Below are 25,751 nucleotides of genomic sequence, written 5' to 3'. Positions count from 1 at the left end.
TCGCAAACTTTTAGCTGGCTTTTATATTGATACTGTATATTATGCGCGCGTCCTTATTTATTGTGTGGTTACTACCCCCCTTATGAGTATCAACAACCTATCTATTAAGAGTAAAATTGCGATCCCGCTGTTGGTGATTGTGATTGTTTTTTCTACCGTTACTGTGCTTAACGTTATCAGATCAAATGCTCAAGCAGCGATCAATAACGAGCTCAATAATGTGGTTCAGCCGGTTCTAGACAACCTAGAAGATGGCTACCGAGACATCTACCAAATTATCGCCTCGGCGCAAGGTCTGTTACTTGCTAAAGACCAAGCGGCAATCGAGTACCAAAAGTTCGAATTTAAAGACAACGCTTACAAAGCGGTTCCTCGTTTCCAAAGTGTCGAAACTTTGTATCAAGCAGGCGTGCTGGATCCATCTTCTCGTGGTGAACTATCAAAGCTTGTGAATGCGATGAGCAACTGGGTGACACTGCACGAGCCAATGTTTGCGGATCCGGCAAATGCGGACCAATACAATATAGATTACTCACCAGCGTTAGACGCTGAGTTTGCGATTATTCGTAAGCAACTGCGTGACATCAGAACGCTGATTGAACTAAAGCAGAAAGAGCTTCGTCAGCAAGCTGATGATTCAATTGAATCAAGCAAGTTGATCATCGAAGTGGGTATGGCTGTTGCTGTACTGGCAGCGCTTTTCGCGATGTGGTTATCGAATCGATTTATTGTTCAACCAATCCAGAACGTAGAGAAAGCGATGAATGAAATCGCTTCGGGTGATGGCAACCTATCTCAGCGTATGAAGGTAGAAGGTAATGATGAGATTGCTCGTTTGAGTTCCGCTTTCAACCAGTTTGTTGGCAAGATCCACGTAACTGTCGAACAAGTGGTACTTACATCGAATGCGGTTCGCTCAGAAATGGAGAACATCAAGTCGTTAACTCAGAGCGTTGCTGAGTTCTCATCGAACCAGCAGCGAGAAAGTGAAGTTGTTGCGGCTGCGGTTCATGAAATGCGAGCAACGAGCGAAGTTGTCAGTGGTAATGCATTAGATGCAGCAACGGCAAGTAATGTTGCAAACCATGAAGTGGAATCGGCTGATACCACACTTGGCTTAACGGTGACGTCTATTGAACGCCTTGCACAAGATATCGAGAATGCGGGTGGTGTGGTTCAAGAATTGGATACGGACGTGAAGAACATTGCTTCAATTCTTGGCGTGATCAAAGGCATTGCAGAGCAAACCAACCTGCTTGCATTGAATGCAGCGATTGAAGCTGCGCGTGCGGGTGAACAAGGCCGTGGCTTTGCGGTTGTTGCTGATGAAGTACGTGCACTAGCTAGCAAAACTCAAGACAGTACTGGTGAAATCCAATCTATGATCGAACGCTTAGAAGTGGGTGCGAAACACGCGGTTGGCGTGATGACTGAAAGCAAAGCGAGTGGCGAGAAAACCATTGTTCAAGCTGGAACGGCGGCGTCTTCATTGAGTGAGATTCGTAACTCAATCGGCAAGATGAATGACATGAACACACAAATTGCAACGGCGGCTTCTCAGCAGTCTCAAGTGTCAGAAGAAGTGAACATTAATGTTCAACGCATCGCAGAAAGCACCATGCAAATGGTTGAGATGGCGAGCAGCGCAGAAAATGCATGTATGGCATTGGCCGAACAGTGTGAAGCGTTAGATAGCCTAGTTTCTCAGTTTGAAGTTTAGTCTTCAAAACTAGGCAGACGAATATGAGCTGATAATGGTTGCTCGTATTGGCTTCATTAATCAGATCTTTTCGAAAAAAAGCCCGTACTCTATGAGTGCGGGCTTTCTTTTTGAATGCGTGACTGGTTTTTGGACCTAATCAATCATTCAGTGTTAGCTGCTGCGACCGTCTTTGTATGTATAACGGTAGTCAACTTTTACGTTCGCTTGGTAATGAACATCGCCGTTCATGTTAGTGATTTTCTTCACTTCCATATTCGCGTCATCAATCTTGAACGAATCGTATTTGGTTGTTTGTTGGAACTGTGGCAGTTCTCTAGAAAGCTCAAAAGGTGTCTTTGCGCTTAACTCATCCATAAGGTTAGTTCCTGCATCGTATGCTTCCGCTTCAGTAACAAATGTATCAGACTTTAGCGTTGTTTCTTGAATCGTTGTTTTGGTTGCTGCGAACGCTGTTGTGCTAAGTACAAGAGTTGATGCAAGTATGATTAATTTTTTCATAGGAGTACCTTACTGTGTTGAAGTACCTGTGTTCCGGTACAGAACCAACATATCAATGAAGTGGTAAGATGAGTGTCAGAAGAAAAGACGATTTTGTTAGTATTAGGTAAGGAATATGGAGAAATGTCAGGTGTTGGTTGGAATGATTTTGACCGATTGTAGGTGGCGTAGATTTATGCACAGCGCATATCAAGCAAGGTGACACTGATATCTATCTTCAATACACTGTATGGGTAACCAAAGTTCAGCATAAGGTAAAGGCATGGCCAATTGGGAAGGGGTAAGCGAGTTTGTTGCAGTAGCTGAGCGTGAGAGCTTTACTGGTGCCGCGCAGAAACTCGCTACGTCAGTGGCTCAAATCAGCCGTAGAGTAGCAAACCTAGAAGAACGGCTCGCGGTGAAGCTGCTTAATCGAACGACTCGAAAGGTCTCTCTTACAGAGGCCGGGCAACTCTACTATCAACAATGTAAGTTGCTGGTAGAGGGGTTAGAAATTGCGGAATTAGCCGTAACGCAGATGCAATCGACGCCGAAAGGTTTGTTGAAGGTGACTGCGCCCGTGACCTATGGTGAACGCCAACTTGCGCCAATACTTCATCAATTCTTAAAGCTTCACCCGCAAGTCGAGCTAGAGCTGATGCTAACCAATCAAAAACTCGATTTGATCGATTCGGGTGTTGATGTGGCGATTCGTCTTGGTCGCTTAGAAGATTCAAGCCTTGTGGCAAAGAAGCTCTCCCAACGACAACTCTATGTATGTGCTAGCCCAGAATACATCGAACGTTATGGCGAGCCTCATACATTATCTGAATTAAATAATCACCAATGCTTAGTTGGTGGATTTGAACATTGGCGTTTCAAAGAAAATGGCCGACCTCGTTCGGTTCGTGTCAACGGACGCATTAAATGCAACAGTGGTTTAGCTTTATTGGATGCGGCGAAGCAGAGCATAGGCTTGGTTCAATTACCTGAATACTACGTAAGCGAAGACCTTGATTCTGGTGAGTTGGTAGAAGTGTTATCCGATTACCGAGACGATAAAGAAGGCATATGGGCGCTCTACCCGCAGAACCGTAACCTGTCTTCAAAGGTTCGATTGCTCGTTGATTTCCTTTCTGAGCAATTGGATTAGTTCTATGACCGAAATTCAGCGTCATTCAGCAAGTCAAAGTGAGTTGATACTCAGCGTGTTCGATACACTCGAACAACATTACGGCTATTTTGATTGGTGGCAAAGGGAGGACCCTTACGAGATCGTTTTAGGGGCTATTCTAGTTCAGAACACCAACTGGAAGAATGCAGAGAAAGCACTCATTAACTTAGGTGAGCAATGTAATCCAAGGTCGGTTGCTAAAATGGATTTTGATGAGCTTGCCCAGAAGATTCGCTCCAGTGGCTACTACAATCAGAAAGCCATTAAATTGAAGGCTGTGACCGAGTGGTTTTCGAAGTATCAATACGATATCTCGGTGGTTCGTGAGCAGGATAAAGACAAGCTTCGACAAGAGTTATTGGAAGTCAAAGGAATCGGCGGTGAAACGGCTGACGCGATTCTGGTGTATGCGATCGGTAAACCGTCTTTTGTGATTGATGCGTACGCAAGAAGGATCTTCACTCGTAATGGGCTCGATGTACCTAAGTCGTATGAGAAGTTTCGAGCCTTGATGGAAAGCACTATCCCTCTGGATACAAAAAGGTACGGCTACTATCATGGTTTGTTAGTCGAACATGGTCAGCAGTTCTGTAACCCCACCCCAAAGTGTCAAGATTGCCCACTAAACGTTATCTGTTTAGAAGCTAGAACTAAAATTCGTACTAAAACTTAGGCAGCTTAAGGTTCAATCTCTCCGATGGAATACAAAACCAACTCTTCTGGGTTGGTGCCTTCGCCAAGTGTTCGAATGTCTTCGCCTTCCTCTTTGAGTTGAAGAATGCACTTCATCGCCTTGTTCTGCTCTACACCAATAATGGTTTTCATCTCCGAAGCTGACACGCCAAAGCGCGTGGCTATCAGTAGATCGCGAACTTTCTTCTTGTCTGAATGAAACATGTTATCTACCTATCATTGAGTCGATGACCTTTGCAACGCATTAAGTTTAACTGACTTCTGTAGATTGGCACTCAAAGCTTACGATAAATAGGAAGTTAAAGGGAGGGAGGCTTTTAATGCGGTGTAGTAGAAGGCTTAAAATTTCGGGCTTCAGAATGGGGATTCTGAAGCCCGAAGTGTTTTTAGAGGTTAAAGATATAGAGGTAAAAGATCTTAGACGGTGAATCGACCCACTAGGTGGTAAAGTTCATTCGCGCGACTGTTGAGGTTCTGGCTACCTGTACGGTTTTGGTTTGCTAGTTCCGCCGATTGCGAGCTTTGGTCAGAAATCACCACAATGCGTTGAGATATCTCTTGGCCAACTATGTTTTGCTGTTCAGTCGCTGTAGCAATCAGTGAGTTCATGTCCATGATGGTATCGATCGACTCTTGGATCTTCGCCAGTGCAGCGGCGGCAGCGTTTGCTTCTTCCACCGTTTGAGCACTGCGGTTTTGGCTTGAATCCATTGCTTTTACTGCGGCATCTGAAGCGGCTTTTAGCTGCTCAATCATCTTGTGAATGTCGCCTGTGCTTTCCTGAGTTCGGCTAGCCAGTTTACGAACTTCATCGGCAACCACAGCAAAACCTCGACCCTGTTCGCCTGCGCGAGCAGCCTCAATTGCGGCATTCAATGCCAATAAGTTGGTTTGTTCTGCAATGTCTTGGATAACAGCTAATGAAGAGGATATGTTCTGCACATCGCCCTCTAAACGCGATACCACAGTGTTGGCTTCTGACACTTCGCTCGCTAGGCCGGCAACCGAATCTGCAGCTGCATTTACAATTTGTTGTGCCTCTTTTGCGTTGCCTTCAGCAAGCTTCGCTGAATCCGCGGCTTGGCTCGCATTGCTTGAGATCTCTTGCGCTGTTGTAGTCATTTCAGTCATCGCCGTTGCAACTTGTTCAGTTTCTTCACGTTGGCCTGTAGCAATTTCGTCGACCTGTGCAGCACGCGAAGACATGCTAGATGTTTCTGCTACTACTTGCTGACCCACATCGCTAACGCTGCGAATGATGGTTTGTAGGCTTGCCACAAAGGCATTGAAGTTTTCGCTGAGCTTAGTGAACTCAGGCGCTTTGAAAGTTTCCATGCGAGCGGTTAAATCGGCTTCGCCACTTGCGAACGCGCTGATTGAACGGTCAAATTGCTCAAGTGGCTTCATAATTGTTCGGTTTACCGCAACGGCAAACACGGCAACCACAAGGGCTATCAAGCCGCAAAAAATAGCGATGGCAGTTAAAGAGCTTTGCAGAGCTGCATTCGAACTCTCTTTCATTTGAGCGATAACGGCATCAATGTCGTCAGTGTAGAAACCAGTACCGAGCATCAAATCCCACTGAGGGATGAATATTGAGTAGCTCAGTTTTGGTAGTGCTTCCGATTGACCAAGTTTTGGAAAATAGTAAGTGGTGAATTCGCCCAGCTTGGAGTTCTTGATTAGGTCGCGGATTAGGTAATTGCCTTTCTTGTCTTGCAAGTCGTAATAGTTTTTACCAATGCCATCGTTGTTTTGTCCAACAACTACTCGAACACCTTTAGAGTCGTAACCAAATATGTAGCCAGACTCGCCATATTCGAGTGTTCTTAATGTTGGTAAGGCTTCTTCTAACGTTGCGCCTCTTTCCAAGAACGGGCTGATAGAAGATTGAGCCATTTGCAGATACGCTTTGAGTTCCTTTTCTTTCATCGCCATCATATTGCTACGCGTCGATTCTACTTGTTGTGCGGTTAGCTCGGTGCTCTTCATATACGTCACGCTCATCATTCCGATTGCCATCAGTAGCAGTGGAATGAAAGAGAGAATATAAAGGCGGTTTTTGATGGTTAGGGTCATGTCACGCTTCCTGTGTGATTGTCTCATGCAATTTTCAACACATTATTAATGTGGTTTCAAAATGTAAATGGGCTTGTTGTTTAATTGTTACCCTAGAGTGTTTTTGTTTTATAAATATGATGACGGTTAGATTTTTGGGGTGAGAAGCCTTGCAACTAGAGGCTTAAGCGCGAAAAAGTGAGTTTGTATCGATGCTTTTGAATTCGACGCTGCTTTGTTAGAATGCGACGCTTTGTAGCACCCTGCTATGTCTATTCGTTAAGTGAGAAATATTCATGAACAAAAGCCATGTGACTATTGGTTTAACTAACCCAAAGAGCCCGACAAACGTTGGTGCTGTTATGCGTGCGGCTGGTTGTTACCAAGTCAACGAAGTTAAATACACAGGGCAACGTTACGAAAAAGCCGCTAAATTTCATACCGATACCAAGAGTGCTGCGCGAACCATCCCGTTGACCGGTGTCGAGTCGTTTTTAGACAATCTTGCCCCAGAAACTAAGATCGTTTGTGTTGAACTCGCAGAAGGTGCAACACCACTGCCGCGTTTTAAACACCCAGAAAACGCTATCTATATCTTTGGTCCTGAAGATGGTTCGATTTCTCAAGATGTTGCCGATAGAGCGGATCATGTTGTGTACGTTCCAACAGTTGGCTGCATGAACTTGGCGGCAACAGTGAATGTGCTGCTTTACGATCGCCTTGCAAAATCTGATGAAATGGATGAGAGCAACGAGCTGATTAAGAAAAGCCGTGATAACCGTAATCACCTGCTAATCAAAGAAAAGTAAATCTCTGCTTCTAGTGTTATCTATCCCGTACGCAATCGGATATTATCTTGAGTTCATCACCAGATAATTGAAGGGTTAGATAACACCATGGAAGACAAGCAATTACTTGCCGCGCTACAACAGCACCCTGTCCTCGATCTATATCAGTTATTCCAAGAAGTTGGTCAAAATCGCTCTCTGTACGTATTGTTAGAGAAGCTATCTTCCCTTAAAGAACATCATCAACTGAGCACTCGTCTTAGTCCTTTTAAGCCTCACATCGAAGGGTTACTGGCTCAGTTCGATAGCACCACACCGGACAGTGAAATCCTCAAGGCGGTCGCTCTTCAGTCTGAGATCCAGCAACGGGGCCACAGTATGAGCCGTTACATCATGACATCGAACAATCATCGTCATTTTTCCCCGAATGCAGACCTAGTCATGTTTGGCGACTCGATCACCGAGTGGGCGCCTTGGGCGGATATTTTCCGTGATGTCTCGATGGTCAATCGCGGTCTAGCAGGGGATACCACAACTGGCATGTTGCGCCGTATTGATACCACGTTAAGTGTGAATCCAAAGCTGGTGTGTTTTATGGCAGGGATAAACGATTTAGCTCAAGGTTATGATGTTGAGCATATCTACCAGAACTACATTGATATGCTTCAGGTGTGGCAAGAAAAGGATATTCGAATCTTGGTGCAATCAACACTTTATGTTGGCTCAAAGCTACAAGGTTTGAATCCGTCTGTAGAGTTGCTCAATAGCAAAATAAGCGAGTACTGTGCTCAACAAGGCATTGCGTTCTTGGATGTGAATGGCGTGTTGTCACCAAGCAAGCTACTGTCGAATGAATACACGTGTGATGACTTACATTTGAATGCCAAAGCTTATCAGGCTTGGGCTGAGGTGCTTCGACCTAGAATTGAAGCGCTATTAAGAGGGTAACACTCTCTTATCGTATGTATTTAGAGTACCGAAAATAAGCAATAAGGACATCGATTTGAACCTAAGACAGTTGGAAGTCTTTTACGCTATTATGCAGACCGGAACCGTATCTGGAGCCGCGCGCAGCTTACATGTGTCTCAGCCTAACGTGACCCGTATTTTGGCGCACACTGAGCAGCAGTTGGGATTCGGGTTGTTTGAGCGTGTCAAAGGTCGGCTAGTGCCAACGGTAGAAGCAAAAACCTTACTGCCAGAAGCGGAAAAGGTGTATCAGCAATTGGGTCAATTTCGATCTCTGACCAACAAAGTGAAGCAAGGACATCAGCATTTACGCATTGGTGCGCCGCCGATTTTAGCCACTAAATTGCTGACTCCGGTAATAGCCCAAATGTCTCGAGAGCAATATTCCAATAAACAAGAGCTCTCTTTTGAATTGCTGACTGCCAATCGCGACGAACTGTGCTCTGGGTTATTGAAGCATGAACTCGATATTGCTATCGCGTTTGGTGACGAAGCTCCTCCAACTATATTGTCTGAGATGTTATTGACCGAATCTCTCAAGGCTTTGGTGCCAGCCAACACCATTGAGCGGTTACCTGCAGAATTAACCCTTGATGACCTGATCAATTATCCGTTGCCAATCATCGGGCTCGATAGCCGTGATCCCTTAGGTTTGCTGCTGCACCAAAGCTTGATTGCGCGAGATGATCATTATCACCACCCGATATCGGTACGCGGATACAGTGCAGCTGCCGAACTGGTCAAACACCAAGCAGGTTTTGCGATTGTCGATCCGTGGACGGCAGAGCAATACCAAAACGATGATTCTGTTCGCCTATTGCCACTGCAGCCAGCTATTCCATTCTCAGTATCTATTCTATGTGCTGAACATACGCCACAGTCGATTGCGGCCAAACAGTTCATTTCAGCACTGCAGGATCGTGTTAGCTGAGTTCTATCTATTTCATCTACCACCAAAAACCACTAGCCAATTTATAACCCATAACATCATGTTATAGGCGCCCGATGAATAGGCATTCGGCAGGGCTCAAATTCTTAATTAAAGTAAATCCATACAAGGACTTATTAAATAGGAATGCTCATGTCTATCGCTCAACCTTACCTTCTTTTTCTTGGGGATGTTACTGACCCACTCGCCGCAAAAACCGCTCGTGGTATCCACCAATGGCGACCTGAAATCTGCGTCGGCCAATTGCGTTTAACAGAAGAGACCGTTTCTCTTGGTTTAACGGATATGACCTTGCAACAGGCACAAGCGCAGGGAGCGAAAACGCTAGTTATTGGTACTGCCAATCCGGGCGGAGTGATCCCTGAGTCATGGCAACCAACCATAATGGCAGCTGCAGAAATGGGATTTGAGATTGCATCGGGCATGCACCAGCGCTTGAGTGAATTTTCACCGCTTGCTGACATGCAACAGCGAGGATTGACTAAGCTTCATGATGTACGCCATTTTGATGGTGCTCTTAATGTTGGTAATGGCAAGCCTCGTCAAGGTAAACGCCTGCTTACTGTCGGAACAGATTGCTCAGTCGGCAAAATGTTTTCGGCGTTGGCGATTGGAAAATCGCTTAAAGAAGCGGGGATATCTGCTCAGTTTAAAGCGACAGGCCAAACGGGTATCTTGATTGAAGGCAACGGTATTTCGATTGATGCTGTAGTCGCGGATTTTATTTCTGGCGCGGTTGAAGCAATCAGCCCGGATTTTACCGACCACGATTGGGACATCATTGAAGGGCAAGGTTCCTTGTTTAATCCGTCTTTTGCTGGCGTGAGTTTGGGGTTATTACATGGCGCACAAGCTGATGCCTTAGTGCTGTGCCATGAAGTAGGGCGACCACATATTCGCAACCTTCCTCATGCGCAATTGCCAACGATTGAACAGACCATTGAAGCTAACTTGCAAGCGGCGCGACTGACCAATCCAGACGTGAAACTGGTGGGTATCTGCTTGAACACGTCGGCGATGAGCATTGAAGATGCTGAGACATTGTGCCAAGAATGGACCACACTTTATCAAGTACCCGTGACGGATCCTGTGCGTTTTGGTGTACAACAGATTACTGATCATTTGCGACATTCACTTTAACGATTTCATCATTTCTACGTTTCCATTTGTTAAAGCGGATATCAACCGAGTGAAATTATGAAGATTACAGCAGAACCCATTACTATCGCGATGCAAACGCCTTTTCGCATCTCTCGTGGCAGTCGAACTGAGTGTCGCGTTGTTCGTGTTTACATTGAACATGATGGCAAACGAGCTCAGGGCGAATGTACGCCTTACCCACGTTATGGTGAGTCATCAGAGTCTGTGTTGGTGCAAATTCAACAAGCTTCGAGCTCTATTGAAATGGCCTTTGAGCGTGGTATGACGAATCCTGAAGAATTACGAGATCATCTTCAGTCTTCATTGACCGGAGGAGCTGCGCGTAATGCTATCGACTGTGCGCTTTGGGATTATCAAGCGCAGCAGAACGACCAGACCTTTCCGAATAGCTTGTTCGATCTACCAGCGCAGATTGTTACTGCAATGACAGTCTCGATTGGCACACCAGAAGCCATGGCAACACAAGCTCGTGATTATGTGGCGAACGGTGCGAAACTTTTAAAAGTGAAGCTTGATGGTGAGCAAGTGGTAGAGCGCGTGCGCACTGTCCGAGAAGCTGCTCCCGAAGTTAAAATTGTACTGGATGCTAATGAAGCTTGGACCGGATTGAATCTCGAAGAGCTGTTCAATCAGCTAACTGAGTTTGATATTGCGATGATTGAGCAACCTTTACCACAACAGCATGATGCCTCGCTGGCACACATCAAGCATCCTATCCCACTGTGTGCTGATGAAAGCTGTCATACCACTTCTCAACTGCCTTCGTTATTGGGAAAGTATGAAATGGTCAACATCAAGCTTGATAAAACCGGTGGTTTGACAGAAGCATTAGCACTTGCCGAAGAAGCGCAAAGGCTTGGTTTTACTTTGATGTCGGGCTGTATGCTTGGCACTTCACTGGCCATGCGTGCAGCGCTGCCTATCGCTGTGCAATCTGAAATTGTCGATCTCGATGGACCTGTATTACTTGGTCAAGACTTGTCGCCAGCACTGACTTATCGAGATGGAATGATCATTCTCTAATTCTGAACTATTCAGTTAGAACTCTCTCCATACAAAAATCGCATAGGCGTTAACCTATGCGATTTTTTTATATTGATAGAGTAATCACGTTTCTGTCGGTGAAGTCACTTTCTTCTCTCTCAAAACAGACAGTCTGGGGTTTATAAAATAATTGTTATAGTGTTTTATGTGAAATGTTAATGATTACTCTTGTTTTCATAGTTTCACTAAAACTATTTGAAGTGATTTTAAGTCGGGCTAACCACCTAACTGATTGAATCGTTGACCTTTACTGTTGGTTTTTGATGAGAAGAAGGTGGGGCGAGTGAGTAGTCGTGTCTCAAAGGTGATAGACAACAAGGACCGTTTTGAACGTCCATTTCCGATCAAGATTCCGCGTCGTAAGTGGTTTGGCTGGAAAGGCATAGAGTTGCGTTTGGTGCTGGCGTTAGCCATGTTATCGATGACTACCATCTTCCTCTCGGTAGTCTCCAGTTTCACCTTTGATAACCTAAATCAACGCCTTGTTGAGCTAAAAGAGAGTGAAATCCCCGCTTTAGATAACGCAGCTCGCTTAAATGACATGGTGCGTGTCATTATCACAACCTCATCTCAACTCAGTGATGCTGAATCCAATTTAGAGCGTAAACAAGCGATGATAAAAATTGAAGACGCTATTTCAGTCATGAATAGCGTTATGGTGCAATTTCCGGATTATCACTCCTATTTTAAAGATCTTATTGCTCAAGTTAACAATAGCCTCAGTCTGTTGTACCAAAGTGAGATTGAATCTGAACAGCTCAACCAAGAACTTCGAAATCTACTCGAAGGCTTTTACCCGCTATTGCAGCAAGCCAGTGATTCACTCGATAGCTTGCCTGAATCAGCCAAAGACCAGATCCAATACACGCAGTTAAAATCCCTGCTGTACTACCAATTAGGCTTGGTAGAAAAACTGTATAACGACTCCAGTTTTAATGAGCTGGATTACACCAGTTTACGACTTGAGCAGGTTGGAGAAGAATGGTGGCAGCTTTGGGTAAGTGGCGATCTAAGAAGTGCCTTTCCAGAACTAGATCATCAACTTACCGTGATTTACAACCTAGCCTCAAGTGATAGCAGCTTGTATGGGCTGAAAAATAAAGCGCTCGACCATCTCTATCAAGAGCAATATTTCTTACAAAACAGCCGTGAGCATTTGAATCAGTTAACGGTGCAGATTGAACGCAACACCAGCCAAGTGAACAGTAATATTGACCTGTCGATTCAACAGGCGCAGCACTCTTTGCAATCGAACCAACGTTTGTCACTTTTTCTCTCTCTTTTTAGTGTGCTGGCTGCCGCGGCTATCTCATGGTTCTACGTGCGTAAGAGCATTTTGGAGAGGCTTTTACAGCTGAAAGACAACATGTTTGCAATTTCTACCGGTCATTTAGATACCGAAGTTTCGATTCGTGGCAAAGACGAAGTGACACAAATGGCCAAGTACTTAAAGGTATTCCAAACCACCGCCAAAGTCGTGAAACAAACCAATCGAAAATTAGAGGCCGAAGTAGAAGAGCGAACCCTAGCCGAAGCCAAACTGCGTGTTACTCAAGATGAGTTAATCCAAGCAGGAAAACTGGCAGCGTTGGGGCAGTTAAGTGTTGGCATTACTCACGAGATCAACCAACCATTAACGGCGGTGAACAGTCATGTTCGAAGCGCGCAACTGTGGTTAGGTAAGCAAAGACCAGATAGAGCTGAAGAGAACCTTCAAAAGATTGAAGTCCTGCTAGATAAGGTGGCGGCAATCACCCGTCACTTGAAAGCCTTCTCACGCAAGAGTGACGGCAAAATTGATAACGTCGAGGTGGATAAGGTGATTGGCGATGCGATCGACCTTTTTGAAACTCGGCAGAGTAGGGTGCTGATTCACTATTCCCCACAAAGCGATCAAATGGTGCGAGCCAACAGCATTCGCTTGGAGCAGGTACTGGTGAATTTGATCAGCAATGCTCTGGATGCCGTTGAACATAGGGAGCAGCCTCTGCTCAGCATCTCCACTCAAGAGTATCCGAACACTATTCAAATTGCAGTTAAGGACAATGGATTAGGGATACCCGAAGAGGACATCCCTTATCTGTTCGACCCATTTTATACCCGTAAGACAACAGGTAAGGGGCTCGGGCTCGGTTTGTCTATCGCATACAACATAATTAAAGACTTTGGCGGCTCGATTCACGTGGAATCAGTTGAACACCAAGGCACCACCTTTATCGTCACTCTACCAAAAGGCACAGACTCATGACTTCAGAAAAACACATAGTTCTTATCGACGATGAAACAGACGTTGTTGAAGCAGTGAGTGAAATGTTGGAGCTCGAAGGGTTTAGCGTCACTAGCTTTACCGACCCAAACCTTGGCCTTAAATCACTCAAAGCAAACAGTCAGTCGGTGGTGTTGTGTGATGTGCGAATGCCACAAGTCGACGGGCTTACATTGTTGAGCTCAATCCAACATCGCGCAGCTAACGTTCCTGTGTTACTGATGAGTGGGCATGGTGATATTCCTATGGCGATAGAGGCGATGAAGTTAGGTGCGTTCGACTTTCTAGAAAAGCCCCTCAATGCCAGTGAGTTGGTAGAAAAACTCGACTTGGCGTTAGCGCAGTGTCAGCACAATAGTCCTGCAACGTTAGACGACGATCAGGATACAGAACTACCCATTGAATCTGTGGTTATCGGCCAATCCAAGGCGATGGACACCATACGTAAGCAAGTGCTTGCGCTGTCTCATACAGGGGTTGATACCATCATTAATGGCGAGACTGGAACGGGCAAAGAGGTGATTGCTCGCGCCTTGCACCAATTTAGCCGTCGCAAGGTAAAGCCGTTTGTCGCAATAAACTGTGGTGGCATGACAGAGAGCATTATTGAGAGTGAGTTGTTTGGTCATGAAGCGGGCTCGTTTACCAGCGCCAATAAGAAACGCATTGGTAAGATAGAACAAGCCAATGGTGGTACTCTTTTCCTCGATGAAATTGAAAGCATGCCGATCGCAGTGCAGATCAAATTACTGCGCGTGATTCAAGAGCGAGTGATCGAGCGTGTTGGTGGCAATGAATTGATACCTGTCGATATTGTAGTCGTCGCTGCCAGTAAAGCTGACCTCGCAAGCCTCAGTGAATCTGGTGAATTCAGAGCCGACCTTTTCTATCGCTTAAATATTGCCAGTTTAAATCTTCCGGCACTTCGCCAACGCAAAGAGGACATTCAGGTGTTGTTCCGTCACTTTGTGATTCAAGCGAGCCACAAGTACAAGACGCGCCCATCAACGATTTACCCTGAACAGATACAACAACTCTGCCGACATGAATGGCCTGGAAACGTACGTGAATTACGTAATGTTGCTGACCGGTTTGTACTGGGTATTGTCGGAGATGGCTTTGATCTTCAATCGCCGATTTGTGAATCGACTGGGGAAGATTTCGCCTTTGAAAAGCAGATGGAGCAGTACGAGAGAAATGTACTGACCGAGGCGTTGATTGAAAGCGCTGGCAATATTAATGAGGTCTCGAGCAAGCTGAATCTACCACGTAAAACGCTTTATCGAAAAATGAAGAAACACCAGTTGGATAAAGAGAGTTTTAAAGCCTAAGTCTCGACGTTGGTTGTCAAATAGCAAAGCTAACCCCAAAAAAAGCTGAAGAAAAAAGCATAAGACAACAATGACCCATTTATCATTTAGTCGAATGATTAACTGTTTCAAGTAATTGTAATAAAAGAGTTTTAATATTTGGCACAAAGCGTGCAATCCCTACGTTGTGGGATCTGCCCACATGAGGTCACCTTAGAGAAAATCGGAATGACCGAATTAAGGAAGTTAGAAAATAATTGCTTGTTGCAAGGAGATACAAACATGAAGCAAATACTGAAAGGTTCGATTGCTCTGATACTCGGCGTTAGCTCAATGACAGCATGGGCGGCGACAGAGTCAGCAAACCTAGGACCTCGTCCCCTCTTTTTAGTCAACAATATGGACGAGAGCCCTTTGAAAACCAAGCTGCTCAGTTGTAGCGAAGGGCCTTTTCATCGTAGTGATTTTTCTATTGGGCATCGCGGAGCTGCAATGCAGTTTCCTGAGCACACTAAGGAATCCTACTTAGCTGCCATTCAGATGGGGGCGGGTGTCGTTGAGTGTGATGTCACTTTTACTAAAGATAAAGCGTTGGTATGCCGTCACTCGCAAAGTGATCTGCACACCACAACCGATGTGTTGGCGCATCCAGAACTTGCTAAGAAGTGTTCAGTTCCATTTAAACCAGCGAACCCAGCAACAGGTGAAGATGCTCAGGTTGAGTGTCGTACTTCCGATTTCACGTTGGCAGAGTTTAAGACGCTCAAAGGGAAAATGGATGGCGCGAATCCGAAAGCGACCACTGTCGAAGAGTACATGAATGGCACACCGGGTTGGAGAACTGACCTTTACAGCCAAACTGGGACACTGATGACACACGCAGAAAGTGCAGCACTATTTAAAGAGCACGGCGTGAAGGTGACACCTGAATTGAAATCGGCAGCGGTTGAGATGCCTTTCAATGGCTTCAGCCAAGAGATGTACGCGCAAAAGCTGGTGGATGAACTAAAAGATGCGGGCTTTGCACCTTCAGAGACTTACTTGCAATCGTTCAACCTAGATGATGTGAAGTACTGGATCAAAGCAGCACCAAAATTCGGTAAACAAGCCGTTTATCTTGATGACCGTGTTTACGAGCAAGCGGACTTTGTCGCTTCTGTTGAGAACATGAAAGAGCTGCACGATGCGGGTGTAAACATCATCGCGCCGCCCCTGTTTGCTCTGGTTGATTTAGATGAGAACAATGAACTGGTTGCGTCTAACTACGCCAAACTCGCTAAAGATGCAGACCTCGAGATTATCGCATGGACTCTGGAACGTTCAGGCCCACTAGCGCAAGGCGGCGGTTGGTACTACAAGAGCGTGAAAGATGGCATCAACAATGATGGCGACATGATGAAAATGCTTGATGTGCTGGCACAAGATGTTGGTGTCATGGGCGTATTCAGTGACTGGCCTGCAACGGTAACTTACTACGCAAACTGCATGGACAGCGACGCCTAAGTTATCTGGATTATTGAAGAATAATAAGAGAAAAAGTAGTGAACCAAAGAGCCTTCGGGCTCTTTTTTTACCACTTAAATTGGCGGGACATAAATGACCCAAATACCTACTTCTAGGTTGGACATGAATGACTCAAAACTTATTTCTGAATTTGGTTTTTCATTTAAGTTGTTGAAATGGTTTAAATAAAAATCTGGCACAAAGACTGCAATAGTGAAGGTGACTTTCAACAATAAGTAAAAGTAAGGTTTGAATATGAAAATCAGTGTTAAAGGACTGTTAATCGCTAGCTCATTACTACTTCCTTCAATGGCTATGGCAAGCGACTGCTCTAGCCGTGGTGTGTTAGACGATCGATACTGTGATGAAAACCAAGATCTAGTGGCAGATTCACCAAAGAACCCAGATGAATGGAATGATCCAAGCACACTTGTGTTTACCTACACACCGGTAGAAGATCCTGCGTTATACAAAGATGCGTTTGCCGACTTCCAAGCTCACTTAAGCAAGATCACGGGTAAGCGAGTGATCTACTACACCGTGCACTCGAACTCTGCACAAGTAGAAGCGATGCGTTCTGGTCGTTTGCACGTTGCTGGTTTCTCTACGGGCCCAACTGGCTACGCGGTTAACCTAGCGGGTTACGTTCCAATTGCAGTGAAAGGCGATGAGTCTGGTTTCCAAGGCTACAATCTGATCACCATTGTGCGTAAAGATAGCGGCATCAACACCATGGCTGATCTGAAAGGCAAAAAGGTTGCACACACTTCTGCATCATCAAACTCTGGCAACCTAGCTCCTCGAGCGTTATTCCCAGCTAAAGGGTTAGTGCCAGATGAAGACTACAAAGTGCTTTACTCAGGTAAGCATGACCAATCTATCCTAGGTGTGTTTAACGGAGACTATGATGCAGCACCTGTGGCATCTGACGTGTACGATCGTATGGTGGCAGCAGGCCGTGTTGATGATTCTGAACTTAAGATCATCTACCGTAGCCCGCGCTTCCCAACGTCTGCGTTTGGTTACGCGTACAACCTAAAACCGGAGCTGGTTGAGAAGATCAACGAAGCTTTCTTTAGCTACCGCTTCACACCTGAGATGAGCGCATCATTCAAAGGTGCAGACCGCTTCTCACCAATCAGCTACAAAGAAGAGTGGGACGTGATTCGTGATATCGCCCACGCGACAGGTACGGCTTACACTAAAGCTGGCCTTAAGAAACTCGCGGAAAAAGATGCGGCTAAACGCGCGAAGAAAAAAGCCGCTGAGTTAGCGAAACAAGCAAACAACGGCTAATTCTTTTTCTATTAGAAGACTAAGTTCTCGAAAGACTTAGTTCTTTAAAAACACCTACTTCAACTAAATATCTATGCCCTCGCGGGTAGGGCATAGATCATTCTAAAATTCGCACAAGGAAATGCAATATGGCCGTAGCAAGCTATGAAGGAATAAAGATAAACAACCTTTTCCACGAATATGTGGCAGGCAAGCCAATCCTTAAAGGCATTAATATTGATATCGATGAGCCAGGCATCATCGCGATCATTGGTCCATCTGGTACCGGTAAAAGTACGCTTCTGCGCTGTATCAACCGCCTCAATGATCCAAGCCAAGGTGAAATCATTTTTGATGGCGCAGACCTGACTCAACTAAAAGGCCAAGCACTTCGTAAACAGCGCCGTCATATCGGCATGGTATTTCAAGAGTACAACTTGGTAGAGCGTTTAACGGTTATCGAGAATGTGTTAAGTGGCCGTTTAGGCTATATGACCGCTTGGAATGCGTGGCGCCGTAGCTACTCTGCTGAGGACTTAGCGAAGGCTTTTGAGTTACTGGAATTTGTTGGACTGCAAGACTTTGCAAACCAACGTGCCGACAGCTTGTCGGGCGGTCAAAGGCAGCGTGTTGGTATCGCTCGTGCGGTGATGCAAGATCCTTATATTCTTCTTGCTGACGAACCAACGTCATCACTCGATCCGAAAACCGCGGTGGAGATCATGGAATTGATGGAAACCTTTGCCGAACAGAAAAACATCCCGGTATTGGTGAATATTCATGATGTGAACTTAGCTAAACGTTATGCCAAGCGCATCATTGGTATGTGTAATGGTAAGGTGCACTACGACGGCAGCCCAGAAGGCATTTCAGAGGAAGATCTGAAAATCATCTATGGGGGTGAGTCATGGCTGGATTAAACCCAAGCTCATCGCCAAGTGCATCGTCAAACCAGTCGCCAGCGAAGCATGAAAACCCGTTCAAAACCTCATGGACTAACCGAGCAATCATCGCTGCGATAGTTGCGTATCTGTTTTACAGTTTCTCGACGTTAGGGCTGACGTTTGATCGTTTGATCATCGGCTTTGGTGAAAGTGAGCGATTACTATCAAGAATGTTTCCGCCTGATTTCTCACGTACTAGCTTATTGCTGAGTGGGTTAGCGGAAAGCCTACAGATTGCGATTATCTCAAGTTTCTTTGGCATCGTTATCTCGTTATTTTTAGGCCTGCTTGCTGCGAGAAACATGATGCCTTCAATCGTATCAACGCCAATCCGTGGTTTTATTGCCTTGTGCCGTTCTTTTCATCCAGTGATCATTGCCATCTTGTTTGTAAAAGCGGTGGGCTTCGGTGCGCTAGCCGGGATCTTGACCTTGGTGTTCGCATCGATTGGCTTCATCGCGAAGCTTTTTGCTGAAGCGATTGAAGAGATCTCTTTTAAACCGGTTGAAGCGATTAAAGCAACAGGCGCTAGCTTCGTGAGTGTCATCCTGTACGCGGTGATGCCACAGGTTTTCACACGCTTTATTGGCTTTGCGAGCTACCAGTTGGATTCCAATCTACGTAACTCAACCATGGTTGGTATTGTGGGGGCGGGCGGCCTTGGCGGTACTTTATTCTCAGCATTTCAACGTTTTGACTACGACTTCGTCGCCGCTATCTTGATTACCATTATCGCACTGATTCTTGTCGGTGAGTTTCTTTCCAACATTGTTAGGAGAATCTTCTAATGACAACTGCATCTATCGACAAAGAGTGGCAGCGTTTTACACCAAACGAACGTGTGGCTCGATTTGCCGTCTACCTTAGCCTAGTGTGTGCCATCGTGTGGTCTTGGCAGACGGTGGAAGTTATCCCTGAGTTTCTTTATGACGCGCCTGCTCAGTTCGCCGATATGTTCCAGCGTATGGTCCCAATGGATTATGCTTTTTACCCAGAAACCATTCATGCTGCGATGATTGAAACGCTGCACATCGCGACTCTGGGCACTCTGTTTACTTTAGTGTTTGCAATTCCTTTGGCGTTGTTGAATGCGCCAAATATCACTCCAAATAAAGCGTTGAACTGGTTTGCTCAATTCTTTCTAGTGTCTTCACGTTCAGTGAACTCGCTGGTATGGGCATTGTTGTTTATCGCACTGTTTGGCCCCGGTGTTCTCGCAGGCATCATGGCGATTGCCATTCGCAGTATCGGCTTTGTAGGGAAGCTGTTAGCGGAAGCAATTGCTGAAGTGAACATGGGGCCTATTGAAGCTTTACGTGCAACAGGTGCTTCGTGGATGAGCATCTTATTGAAAGGGTATTGGCCACAAGTGATGCCAGCGTTTTACTCAATTGTACTGTTCCGTTGGGACATTAATGTACGTGAATCTGCAGTACTGGGTTTGGTGGGGGCTGGTGGTATTGGCGTGGTGCTAAACGATGCTCAGAACCTTTTTGAATGGCAAAAAGTTTCAATGGTATTAGTGAGTATTTTTGCGGTGGTTATCATTGCTGAAGCTGTAGTGATCCACATCCGTAACAAACTCATATAGACAACATGTTGTGTGAAAGTTGAGAGCTTATCTAGCATTTTGAAGCTCAAACGACCCTAGGTACATCGGTCTACCTAGCGGTCGTTTTTTTATGCGGTGTGTTTTGTATTTAACGAATAGTTAGCGTTTAGAAAATACAGTGCTTGGCAAAATCGCCCGCTTCATTCGCCGTCCAGTCACCTTTAGGTTTTTCTTTCATATCCGCACACCAAGCTTCACTGCCGACTTCTGTACAAGCCATTAATTGAGTGGCTAGGAAAAGGATCAACGCGACTTTCTTCATAACAAATATTCCATTTTGGTCTAGGTTTCTGGTTGTCACTCTACCAAATACTATTGATGATTGTTATAGCCACCGGAGACTTAAAGGTGATGTGGGTCTGAGTTGAATATCGGTGTGACAACGTGAGGGGATGACTAAAGATCGAAAAAGCCAGCAACGTGTGCTGGCTTTGCAATTCTTGATAAGCTTCTATTCGTTAGTAAGCTTGAACTACTTGAGGAATTATACCAGTTTCATCTCTTGGATGATGTCCGAAGCAATCTCTGGCTTGGTACTTGTTGGTTTCTCGTGTAGATCTGCTTTTAATTGTCCCTTACGGTTACTTAGGCCTGCTTCTAGCTTCTTAAGCGCTGATGCGATAGCCGGATACATAACGTCATCTGTAGCTTTTGCGTTTACACGTACACCTTCGTAGTTAGTGAACACTTCAACCTGATGTTGACCATGTTCTTTTGTAATGATGATGTCGCAGCTAATCAGTGATGGAAAATGGCTAGATATCTTTTCGAATTTACCTTCGATGTCTTTACGTGAGTCGTCGTTAATTGATACGTGATGTGTTTGAACGTTTATTTTCATAAATCATACCTTTCCAATGACTGTGTCATTTAAACGTAGCAAACATCGGATAGATTAACCAATAGAGAAAGTACACATGTGTGATTGACTTCAGTGTTATTAAATAATCTCTCCTTCCTCCCTTGAAAGTCCGAATAACTGATCACATATTATGTTTCGTGTTTTCGATACATGTTCAAAAATACTCCATCCTTGAAAACTTGCTCTAATTCTGAGCGCTACTCTAGTGAATATCTCTTTATCGGTTTTAGAATTCCGAACTTGTCACTTGGCGAACTTCTTCTATTTTTGATAAATAAGTTACCGTTAGACTTTAATTTATAGACACTCAACCGCCCATTCCATATTGAAATGAAACTCACCTGCGGTTAGCTGTGACTCTGGGATAGTAATACGTGCCTTAATTGAAACTTCGTTATTGGATGAGAGCTGTTCACTCGGAAACTCAACGCCCTGACGCCAGTAATTAATGTCTCCCTCGTACCTAACGGGCGTTTCGACTTTGAACCTTACAAGTTCTGAAATACGAGACTCATCGATTGAGCCTAGGTCAATATGTTGCAGCTTGAGCAACAATCGCGAGTCTTTTCGATTGGATTCAAGCTTAAGTGTGATCGCTCGACCATCGTAGTCTTGGCCAAAACTCATCTCACCTTGGTTATTGATCACTTCTAATCCGCAGCGTTCTCTCACGTGCTTTTTAAAGCTCAGTGTTGAGTGGCGATCTGATGCCAAAGTGAAGCTGGATAAGCTGATTAGAATGACCGCGATAATAAGTCGTAGCATGTTAGTTCACCATAACGCGGACAATAAAATCCGTGACTGCTTGCTCAGTAACAGCAACATTACTAATAGTTTGCTTGTCTTTTAGAGATACCTGATAGCTTGAGCTCAATACGATATCGGTATGGTGATATTTGTACTCAACAATCAGATCACACGTGACACGATCATTTTGTTTTGCTGCGATGGTCGTTTCAGTGTAATTAACGCGACTTTCAGTATCGATTAACTCGATACTCGACCAGTCGATGTATTCAGAATTTGATAGCGCATCAAAGATTCGGCGTTGGTGGTTGTCTGAACCATCCACGCACATTTGATTGAAATGTTCGACTTCTTGTTTATCAAATCCTGTGCTCACAGCGTAGGGGGCGATAAACAAGATCGACAAGAATAATAGTAAGGTTTTCATATAGCCTCTGAATCAGTAAGCCCTCGTGATTAGAGGGCTTGCCGTGGGAGAGATGATGGTTAGTTACACTCGACTGTCCATGTGGTTTTAACTTCGTAATCTTCATTTGCATCTAGGTTGCTTTCATCAACCGCAACACGTGCGAAGAGGTTCATATTATTGTCTGCGCGAATTTGGTCTCGAGTGATGTCTACACCTGACTCCCAACCAAGAGCTGACTGATCGAGCTCTGTTGTACCCGTTGACTGGAAAAACACATCGCTCTTTTGAATTTGTCCGTCAAACGATTCGATTTTGATATCTTCTGCTCGGACTTTAACTCCATCTCTATTACTCACTAGCTTCACGGTCGCATGTGATTCGTTGTAGCTATCACCGAAAGCTAAATTGGCTTTGTCTTCCGTTGCTTCGATCCCACACTGCGATTCAACGGATGCTGAGAACACGACATCTCCGGTCTTATCATCCTCATGACCTGGTGGTTTTGCATGTGCAATAGTTGTTGCAAAAATAGAAATGGCAGCCAGGCCAAGTAGTGGTTTTTTATTAAGCATTTTTTACTCCGAAAAAGTGGTATTGCTTTGTTTCATCTTCAGCAGACGATATTTCTCTGCTTCGATCTGTAATAGCTTTAGCTCGTGTTCCGCTTGAGCAAGCTCTTCTAAACGTTCTCGCTCACGGAGCTCGAACTCGTAGAGTCGACGACAGTCAACTCGATCTTCACCACCAAATTGGAATGTCACAGCCGCGTATACGCCTGCTTCATCCTGATTTTGGTAGTAATAATTGTTGTAATAACTGTCGCTATCTTCATTGCCGGTTGATCCATAGGTGCCGAACTGAACGGTTTTGCCTGTGGAAATGGCTTGCTCACACGAAGCTCCCTCAGACGTACGAACTCGATCGGTTCCTGATGGGTTGGATACACTCGGTATCGGGTTTGCCAGCGCAGTGCTCGATAGAGCAAGGCTGGTCAATGAAGCGATAGCCAGTGCAACGACAGTCAATAAACCCCTGCGCAGCGTTGTTATGATGTTTTGCATCGTTAGTACCGTTTGAATTGGTTTAATAGCGCTTGAATTTAAGATTGGTACACACTTCGTAGCTGTTCGGAGAGTCCGTCACCATGCGTGTGCAAATCTTTTTCTTGGTTGTTTGAGCCGCTGGCGTCTTAACGTTGATATCCAGCTCTATCTCTTGGTTTGCATCCAATTGGATCTTGTTTGGAAATTCTTTGTCATCAATTCGTAGGTAGTAGTCGGCTTGTTTGGTGTAACGGTTTACCAATAGAAACCTGACCTGTGTTTTGTCTGAGTAGGTCTGAAATTCGGTATTTTTCCACTTGTGCACGTTTGCGTTTGCTAAAGAACTGCTCAGCAATAACGCGGCAGCAATGATGTAAATAGCCTTCATGAGAACCTCAAAATGATGATCGAGGTCTCATTTTAGTTTTGTTTGAATGCATGACTTACCATTTTGCGCCACTGACATAAGGCTGACAGTACGGTAAAAAAAGGAGCGGTTTCTTTTCGCGGGAGGTGAGCTTTCTCTTGAAGAGAGGTTGTTGAAGAAGGGCTGTTGAAGAGGGACAGTTGAAGGAATTACGGAAAGCGACTATTTATCATTTCGTCACTCAATATCACACTTACAAATATAAGCCGATGCAGTTTATTGAGGTCTTTGTTAGTACGGGATACTCTAACAGCCATCTTCTATGTTGGATTCGTAATCATGAAAATGCCTGTTAAATTTGCTGTAATTGCAGCTTCCCTCTCTTTCGCTTTTAACGCCTTTGCTGCGCCTGTTGAGTTTCAGAAAATTCCAGAGATCATGCAGCAATTTGAAACCGCAGAGTTGTACGTTAAGAAGTCGGTTACTTTAGGTCGTTTGCCTACTGAATCCGAAATTGGCATTGATTTCCCTACTTATGTTTCAGACGGTAAGGGCGGTTATAGCTTAGAGACAAACAACGTAATGACAGATGATGTGGTTATCGCAAGCATGCCGAAAGCGATTGTTGATGATGTCTTCAACCAATGGCTCGTACCAAAAGAGACATGGATCAGCAGCTACGGATCTTTGCCAACCTCGACCACTGAATTTAAGCCGTTTAAGCGTATTAAAACCATCAAAGCCATTAAAATTGATGCAGAAATGCTTGAGCTTTTGGGCAGTGAAGATGGCAATACGGCGATGATCAAAGTGAGTTGGGATGAAAAAGGAATGAAGGTTTATAAGGATGGTTACTTAGCGGATTATGAGTACGGGATTGCTCCTCATGAGATGCAAGAAAACTACGAATTAGCCCCTCAGTAAATAGGTTTATAAATGAGAAGGCAGCGAATTCGCTGCCTTTGTTCATTTAGGAGAAGTTACCTAAATTAGGCATTATTCTTCAAATTGATAAGAAGAAGGTACGACGATTACGCCTTGTTTTGAAATGTGGAAACGCTTGGCGTCTGCAAGGTTATCGAGGCCTATTTGGGTTCCATCTGGCACTTTCACGTTCTTATCGATGATGCAGTTTTGTATGTGGCAGTTCTTTCCAATCTCAACATCTTCAAACAAGATACTATCAATCACAATCGCCGCATTACTGACTTTTACCTTAGGGAAAAAGATGGAGTTTTGCGCGGAACCACCTTCAATAACCACCCCATTGGCGATCATCGAGTTGATGAATATGCCTTGGTTTCCCTCTACTGAAGCAATGGTTCGTGCGGGCGGCAGTTGTGGTTCGTAGGTGCGAATCGCCCAATCGGGTTGGTATAAATCGATTGGTGAGGCTGGCTTTAACAGGTCCATGTTAGATTGGTAATAAGAGTCGATAGTACCAACATCTCTCCAGTACGCATCTTGGGTTACACGTCCTTCTTCATCACCAAACTTATATGCGTAAACGCTGTTGTTGCCGACAAGTTTAGGAATGATGTCTTTACCAAAATCGTGGCTTGAGTTTGGATCTTCGGCATCCGCCAGTAGCGCTTGTGTTAGTACCTCTTTATCAAAAACGTAAATACCCATTGAAGCCATGCTTCGAGTCGGCCGACCGGGTACACATGCAGGGTAATGAGGCTTCTCGGTAAAGTTATTGATCTCCAGAGATTCGTCTATCTCCATCACACCGAACTCTTTGGCTTCATCAATCGAAACCTCCATGCACGCCACCGTTAGATCGGCCTCATTCTTTTTATGTTGCTTGAGCATTGGTGCATAGTCCATGCGATAGATATGGTCGCCGGATAACACCACAACATGTTTAGCTTCACTACGAGAAAGCAGATACAGGTTTTGGTAAATCGCGTCAGCAGTGCCGCTATACCAGCTGTCACCTGTTCGCATTTGTGGGGGAACATTAGTGATGTATTCGCCGAGCTCGGGGTTAAGCACCGACCAACCATCACGTAAGTGTTTTTGCAAAGAGTGAGACTTGTATTGAGTCAGCACCAAAATTTGACGAAGCCCAGAATGAAGGCAGTTCGCGAGCGTGAAATCGATAATTCGATATTTGCCACCAAAGGGTACCGCAGGTTTTGCGCGGTTATCGGTGAGGGGAGAAAGCCGAGAGCCAACACCGCCGGCCAGAACGATTGTTAGAGTGTCTTGCATAGTCAGAACCTCAATGTATTTATGATTATGAACATAGACTTGCAAGCACTAAGCCAAATGTAACTCATTGAATATTAAACAAGGCGACACTTATTTTTGTGCTGTTGCACCAAATTGATGCGTACAGGATATTGCCTTGCTCTATTTTGATTTAAATCGG

The 25,751-nt window shown here is 44.9% G+C and carries 27 protein-coding genes; 16 read left to right on the top strand and 11 right to left on the bottom strand.

The window, feature by feature from the left end; all coding sequences use genetic code 11:
• Positions 1-82: 82 nt before the first annotated feature.
• Positions 83-1,720, top strand: coding sequence for a methyl-accepting chemotaxis protein (locus BCT34_RS12300; RefSeq protein WP_076656282.1), 1,638 nt, complete (start codon positions 83-85; stop codon positions 1,718-1,720).
• A gap of 153 nt (positions 1,721-1,873) precedes the next feature.
• On the opposite strand, the gene BCT34_RS12295 is transcribed toward BCT34_RS12300, so the two are convergent.
• Positions 1,874-2,221 carry a DUF3316 domain-containing protein gene (locus BCT34_RS12295; protein ID WP_076656284.1) on the bottom strand — a complete coding sequence of 116 codons (348 nt, stop codon included), beginning with the start codon at positions 2,219-2,221 and terminating at the stop codon, positions 1,874-1,876.
• A 262-nt stretch (positions 2,222-2,483) separates the two neighbouring features.
• Between BCT34_RS12295 and BCT34_RS12290 the strand changes: the two genes are divergently transcribed.
• Both BCT34_RS12290 and BCT34_RS12285 read left to right on the top strand, forming a co-directional pair.
• Positions 2,484-3,353 (top strand): LysR family transcriptional regulator, encoded by an 870-nt coding sequence (locus BCT34_RS12290; protein ID WP_048611669.1) that lies wholly within the window; start codon positions 2,484-2,486, stop codon positions 3,351-3,353.
• Positions 3,354-3,357: 4 nt separating this feature from the next.
• Positions 3,358-4,047: an endonuclease gene (locus BCT34_RS12285; RefSeq protein ID WP_076656287.1), complete on the top strand. Its 690-nt coding sequence runs from the start codon at positions 3,358-3,360 to the stop codon at positions 4,045-4,047.
• 5 nt (positions 4,048-4,052) lie between these two features.
• Here BCT34_RS12285 and BCT34_RS12280 read toward each other — a convergent pair whose 3' ends face one another.
• Entirely contained in the window at positions 4,053-4,271 is a 219-nt protein-coding gene (locus BCT34_RS12280; RefSeq protein WP_076656290.1) for a hypothetical protein, read from the bottom strand.
• A gap of 213 nt (positions 4,272-4,484) precedes the next feature.
• Positions 4,485-6,146 carry a methyl-accepting chemotaxis protein gene (locus BCT34_RS12275; protein ID WP_076656293.1) on the bottom strand — a complete coding sequence of 554 codons (1,662 nt, stop codon included), beginning with the start codon at positions 6,144-6,146 and terminating at the stop codon, positions 4,485-4,487.
• A 275-nt stretch (positions 6,147-6,421) separates the two neighbouring features.
• Between BCT34_RS12275 and BCT34_RS12270 the strand changes: the two genes are divergently transcribed.
• From BCT34_RS12270 to phnE (BCT34_RS12215), 12 genes are all read left to right on the top strand, one after another.
• The gene (locus BCT34_RS12270; RefSeq protein ID WP_076656296.1) at positions 6,422-6,934 is read left to right on the top strand and encodes an RNA methyltransferase; all 513 of its coding nucleotides are present in this window, start codon (positions 6,422-6,424) and stop codon (positions 6,932-6,934) included.
• A gap of 87 nt (positions 6,935-7,021) precedes the next feature.
• Positions 7,022-7,861, top strand: coding sequence for an SGNH/GDSL hydrolase family protein (locus BCT34_RS12265; protein WP_076656299.1), 840 nt, complete (start codon positions 7,022-7,024; stop codon positions 7,859-7,861).
• Positions 7,862-7,916: 55 nt separating this feature from the next.
• Positions 7,917-8,813: a LysR family transcriptional regulator gene (locus BCT34_RS12260; protein WP_076656301.1), complete on the top strand. Its 897-nt coding sequence runs from the start codon at positions 7,917-7,919 to the stop codon at positions 8,811-8,813.
• Between the two features lie 150 nt (positions 8,814-8,963).
• Positions 8,964-9,971 (top strand): N-acetyltransferase DgcN, encoded by a 1,008-nt coding sequence (dgcN, locus tag BCT34_RS12255; protein WP_076656304.1) that lies wholly within the window; start codon positions 8,964-8,966, stop codon positions 9,969-9,971.
• 57 nt (positions 9,972-10,028) lie between these two features.
• A complete protein-coding gene (gene dgcA / locus BCT34_RS12250; protein WP_076656307.1) occupies positions 10,029-11,015 on the top strand; it encodes an N-acetyl-D-Glu racemase DgcA in 987 nt (328 codons plus the stop codon).
• Between the two features lie 295 nt (positions 11,016-11,310).
• Positions 11,311-13,284 (top strand): ATP-binding protein, encoded by a 1,974-nt coding sequence (locus BCT34_RS12245; RefSeq protein ID WP_076656309.1) that lies wholly within the window; start codon positions 11,311-11,313, stop codon positions 13,282-13,284.
• Positions 13,281-14,633, top strand: a complete 1,353-nt coding sequence (locus tag BCT34_RS12240; RefSeq protein WP_076656312.1) for a sigma-54 dependent transcriptional regulator — start codon at positions 13,281-13,283, stop codon at positions 14,631-14,633. The genes BCT34_RS12245 and BCT34_RS12240 overlap by 4 nt, the downstream gene beginning before the upstream one ends.
• Before the next feature lie 261 nt (positions 14,634-14,894).
• Entirely contained in the window at positions 14,895-16,115 is a 1,221-nt protein-coding gene (locus tag BCT34_RS12235; RefSeq protein ID WP_076656315.1) for a glycerophosphodiester phosphodiesterase family protein, read from the top strand.
• A gap of 255 nt (positions 16,116-16,370) precedes the next feature.
• Positions 16,371-17,411, top strand: a complete 1,041-nt coding sequence (gene phnD, locus BCT34_RS12230; RefSeq protein WP_008216587.1) for a phosphate/phosphite/phosphonate ABC transporter substrate-binding protein — start codon at positions 16,371-16,373, stop codon at positions 17,409-17,411.
• A gap of 128 nt (positions 17,412-17,539) precedes the next feature.
• Complete coding sequence (gene phnC, locus BCT34_RS12225) at positions 17,540-18,310, top strand: phosphonate ABC transporter ATP-binding protein (RefSeq protein ID WP_076656318.1); 771 nt, start codon at positions 17,540-17,542, stop codon at positions 18,308-18,310.
• Positions 18,298-19,122: a phosphonate ABC transporter, permease protein PhnE gene (phnE, locus tag BCT34_RS12220; RefSeq protein WP_076656321.1), complete on the top strand. Its 825-nt coding sequence runs from the start codon at positions 18,298-18,300 to the stop codon at positions 19,120-19,122. Before phnC ends, phnE (BCT34_RS12220) begins: the two co-directional genes overlap by 13 nt.
• Complete coding sequence (phnE, locus tag BCT34_RS12215) at positions 19,122-19,925, top strand: phosphonate ABC transporter, permease protein PhnE (protein ID WP_076656324.1); 804 nt, start codon at positions 19,122-19,124, stop codon at positions 19,923-19,925. Before phnE (BCT34_RS12220) ends, phnE (BCT34_RS12215) begins: the two co-directional genes overlap by 1 nt.
• A gap of 127 nt (positions 19,926-20,052) precedes the next feature.
• On the opposite strand, the gene BCT34_RS12210 is transcribed toward phnE (BCT34_RS12215), so the two are convergent.
• From BCT34_RS12210 to BCT34_RS12180, 7 genes are all read right to left on the bottom strand, one after another.
• Complete coding sequence (locus tag BCT34_RS12210; RefSeq protein ID WP_017631564.1) at positions 20,053-20,208, bottom strand: DUF3012 domain-containing protein; 156 nt, start codon at positions 20,206-20,208, stop codon at positions 20,053-20,055.
• Between the two features lie 222 nt (positions 20,209-20,430).
• The gene (raiA, locus tag BCT34_RS12205) at positions 20,431-20,787 is read right to left on the bottom strand and encodes a ribosome-associated translation inhibitor RaiA (RefSeq protein WP_076656327.1); all 357 of its coding nucleotides are present in this window, start codon (positions 20,785-20,787) and stop codon (positions 20,431-20,433) included.
• Between the two features lie 318 nt (positions 20,788-21,105).
• Positions 21,106-21,573, bottom strand: a complete 468-nt coding sequence (locus tag BCT34_RS24625) for a hypothetical protein (RefSeq protein ID WP_241902823.1) — start codon at positions 21,571-21,573, stop codon at positions 21,106-21,108.
• Between the two features lies 1 nt (position 21,574).
• The gene (locus BCT34_RS12195; RefSeq protein WP_076656330.1) at positions 21,575-21,982 is read right to left on the bottom strand and encodes a hypothetical protein; all 408 of its coding nucleotides are present in this window, start codon (positions 21,980-21,982) and stop codon (positions 21,575-21,577) included.
• Between the two features lie 59 nt (positions 21,983-22,041).
• A complete protein-coding gene (locus BCT34_RS12190) occupies positions 22,042-22,536 on the bottom strand; it encodes a hypothetical protein (protein WP_076656333.1) in 495 nt (164 codons plus the stop codon).
• A gap of 3 nt (positions 22,537-22,539) precedes the next feature.
• Entirely contained in the window at positions 22,540-23,025 is a 486-nt protein-coding gene (locus BCT34_RS12185) for a hypothetical protein (RefSeq protein ID WP_076656336.1), read from the bottom strand.
• 22 nt (positions 23,026-23,047) lie between these two features.
• On the bottom strand, positions 23,048-23,395 hold the full coding sequence (locus BCT34_RS12180) for a hypothetical protein (protein ID WP_048611632.1): 348 nt from the start codon (positions 23,393-23,395) through the stop codon (positions 23,048-23,050).
• Between the two features lie 318 nt (positions 23,396-23,713).
• Between BCT34_RS12180 and BCT34_RS12175 the strand changes: the two genes are divergently transcribed.
• Complete coding sequence (locus BCT34_RS12175; RefSeq protein WP_076656339.1) at positions 23,714-24,298, top strand: hypothetical protein; 585 nt, start codon at positions 23,714-23,716, stop codon at positions 24,296-24,298.
• Between the two features lie 72 nt (positions 24,299-24,370).
• On the opposite strand, the gene glgC is transcribed toward BCT34_RS12175, so the two are convergent.
• The gene (gene glgC, locus BCT34_RS12170; protein WP_076656341.1) at positions 24,371-25,591 is read right to left on the bottom strand and encodes a glucose-1-phosphate adenylyltransferase; all 1,221 of its coding nucleotides are present in this window, start codon (positions 25,589-25,591) and stop codon (positions 24,371-24,373) included.
• Positions 25,592-25,751 lie beyond the last annotated feature (160 nt).

Origin of the sequence: Vibrio sp. 10N.261.45.E2 (assembly GCF_002875705.1) — a bacterium.
Taxonomy (GTDB): Bacteria; Pseudomonadota; Gammaproteobacteria; order Enterobacterales; family Vibrionaceae; genus Vibrio.
Note: the sequence above shows the minus strand (reverse complement) of the source record. Positions and strands in the feature narration are given on the sequence as shown.

What these genes read in the sequence shown, in the direction of transcription:
- BCT34_RS12300 (WP_076656282.1), top strand. Translation starts at nt 83, where the DNA reads ATGAGTATCAACAACCTATCTATTAAGAGTAAAATTGCGATCCCGCTG.
- BCT34_RS12295 (WP_076656284.1), bottom strand. Translation starts at nt 2,221, where the DNA reads ATGAAAAAATTAATCATACTTGCATCAACTCTTGTACTTAGCACAACA.
- BCT34_RS12290 (WP_048611669.1), top strand. Translation starts at nt 2,484, where the DNA reads ATGGCCAATTGGGAAGGGGTAAGCGAGTTTGTTGCAGTAGCTGAGCGT.
- BCT34_RS12285 (WP_076656287.1), top strand. Translation starts at nt 3,358, where the DNA reads ATGACCGAAATTCAGCGTCATTCAGCAAGTCAAAGTGAGTTGATACTC.
- BCT34_RS12280 (WP_076656290.1), bottom strand. Translation starts at nt 4,271, where the DNA reads ATGTTTCATTCAGACAAGAAGAAAGTTCGCGATCTACTGATAGCCACG.
- BCT34_RS12275 (WP_076656293.1), bottom strand. Translation starts at nt 6,146, where the DNA reads ATGACCCTAACCATCAAAAACCGCCTTTATATTCTCTCTTTCATTCCA.
- BCT34_RS12270 (WP_076656296.1), top strand. Translation starts at nt 6,422, where the DNA reads ATGAACAAAAGCCATGTGACTATTGGTTTAACTAACCCAAAGAGCCCG.
- BCT34_RS12265 (WP_076656299.1), top strand. Translation starts at nt 7,022, where the DNA reads ATGGAAGACAAGCAATTACTTGCCGCGCTACAACAGCACCCTGTCCTC.
- dgcN (WP_076656304.1), top strand. Translation starts at nt 8,964, where the DNA reads ATGTCTATCGCTCAACCTTACCTTCTTTTTCTTGGGGATGTTACTGAC.
- dgcA (WP_076656307.1), top strand. Translation starts at nt 10,029, where the DNA reads ATGAAGATTACAGCAGAACCCATTACTATCGCGATGCAAACGCCTTTT.
- BCT34_RS12240 (WP_076656312.1), top strand. Translation starts at nt 13,281, where the DNA reads ATGACTTCAGAAAAACACATAGTTCTTATCGACGATGAAACAGACGTT.
- BCT34_RS12235 (WP_076656315.1), top strand. Translation starts at nt 14,895, where the DNA reads ATGAAGCAAATACTGAAAGGTTCGATTGCTCTGATACTCGGCGTTAGC.
- phnD (WP_008216587.1), top strand. Translation starts at nt 16,371, where the DNA reads ATGAAAATCAGTGTTAAAGGACTGTTAATCGCTAGCTCATTACTACTT.
- phnC (WP_076656318.1), top strand. Translation starts at nt 17,540, where the DNA reads ATGGCCGTAGCAAGCTATGAAGGAATAAAGATAAACAACCTTTTCCAC.
- phnE (WP_076656321.1), top strand. Translation starts at nt 18,298, where the DNA reads ATGGCTGGATTAAACCCAAGCTCATCGCCAAGTGCATCGTCAAACCAG.
- phnE (WP_076656324.1), top strand. Translation starts at nt 19,122, where the DNA reads ATGACAACTGCATCTATCGACAAAGAGTGGCAGCGTTTTACACCAAAC.
- BCT34_RS12210 (WP_017631564.1), bottom strand. Translation starts at nt 20,208, where the DNA reads ATGAAGAAAGTCGCGTTGATCCTTTTCCTAGCCACTCAATTAATGGCT.
- raiA (WP_076656327.1), bottom strand. Translation starts at nt 20,787, where the DNA reads ATGAAAATAAACGTTCAAACACATCACGTATCAATTAACGACGACTCA.
- BCT34_RS24625 (WP_241902823.1), bottom strand. Translation starts at nt 21,573, where the DNA reads ATGCTACGACTTATTATCGCGGTCATTCTAATCAGCTTATCCAGCTTC.
- BCT34_RS12195 (WP_076656330.1), bottom strand. Translation starts at nt 21,982, where the DNA reads ATGAAAACCTTACTATTATTCTTGTCGATCTTGTTTATCGCCCCCTAC.
- BCT34_RS12190 (WP_076656333.1), bottom strand. Translation starts at nt 22,536, where the DNA reads ATGCTTAATAAAAAACCACTACTTGGCCTGGCTGCCATTTCTATTTTT.
- BCT34_RS12185 (WP_076656336.1), bottom strand. Translation starts at nt 23,025, where the DNA reads ATGCAAAACATCATAACAACGCTGCGCAGGGGTTTATTGACTGTCGTT.
- BCT34_RS12180 (WP_048611632.1), bottom strand. Translation starts at nt 23,395, where the DNA reads ATGAAGGCTATTTACATCATTGCTGCCGCGTTATTGCTGAGCAGTTCT.
- BCT34_RS12175 (WP_076656339.1), top strand. Translation starts at nt 23,714, where the DNA reads ATGAAAATGCCTGTTAAATTTGCTGTAATTGCAGCTTCCCTCTCTTTC.
- glgC (WP_076656341.1), bottom strand. Translation starts at nt 25,591, where the DNA reads ATGCAAGACACTCTAACAATCGTTCTGGCCGGCGGTGTTGGCTCTCGG.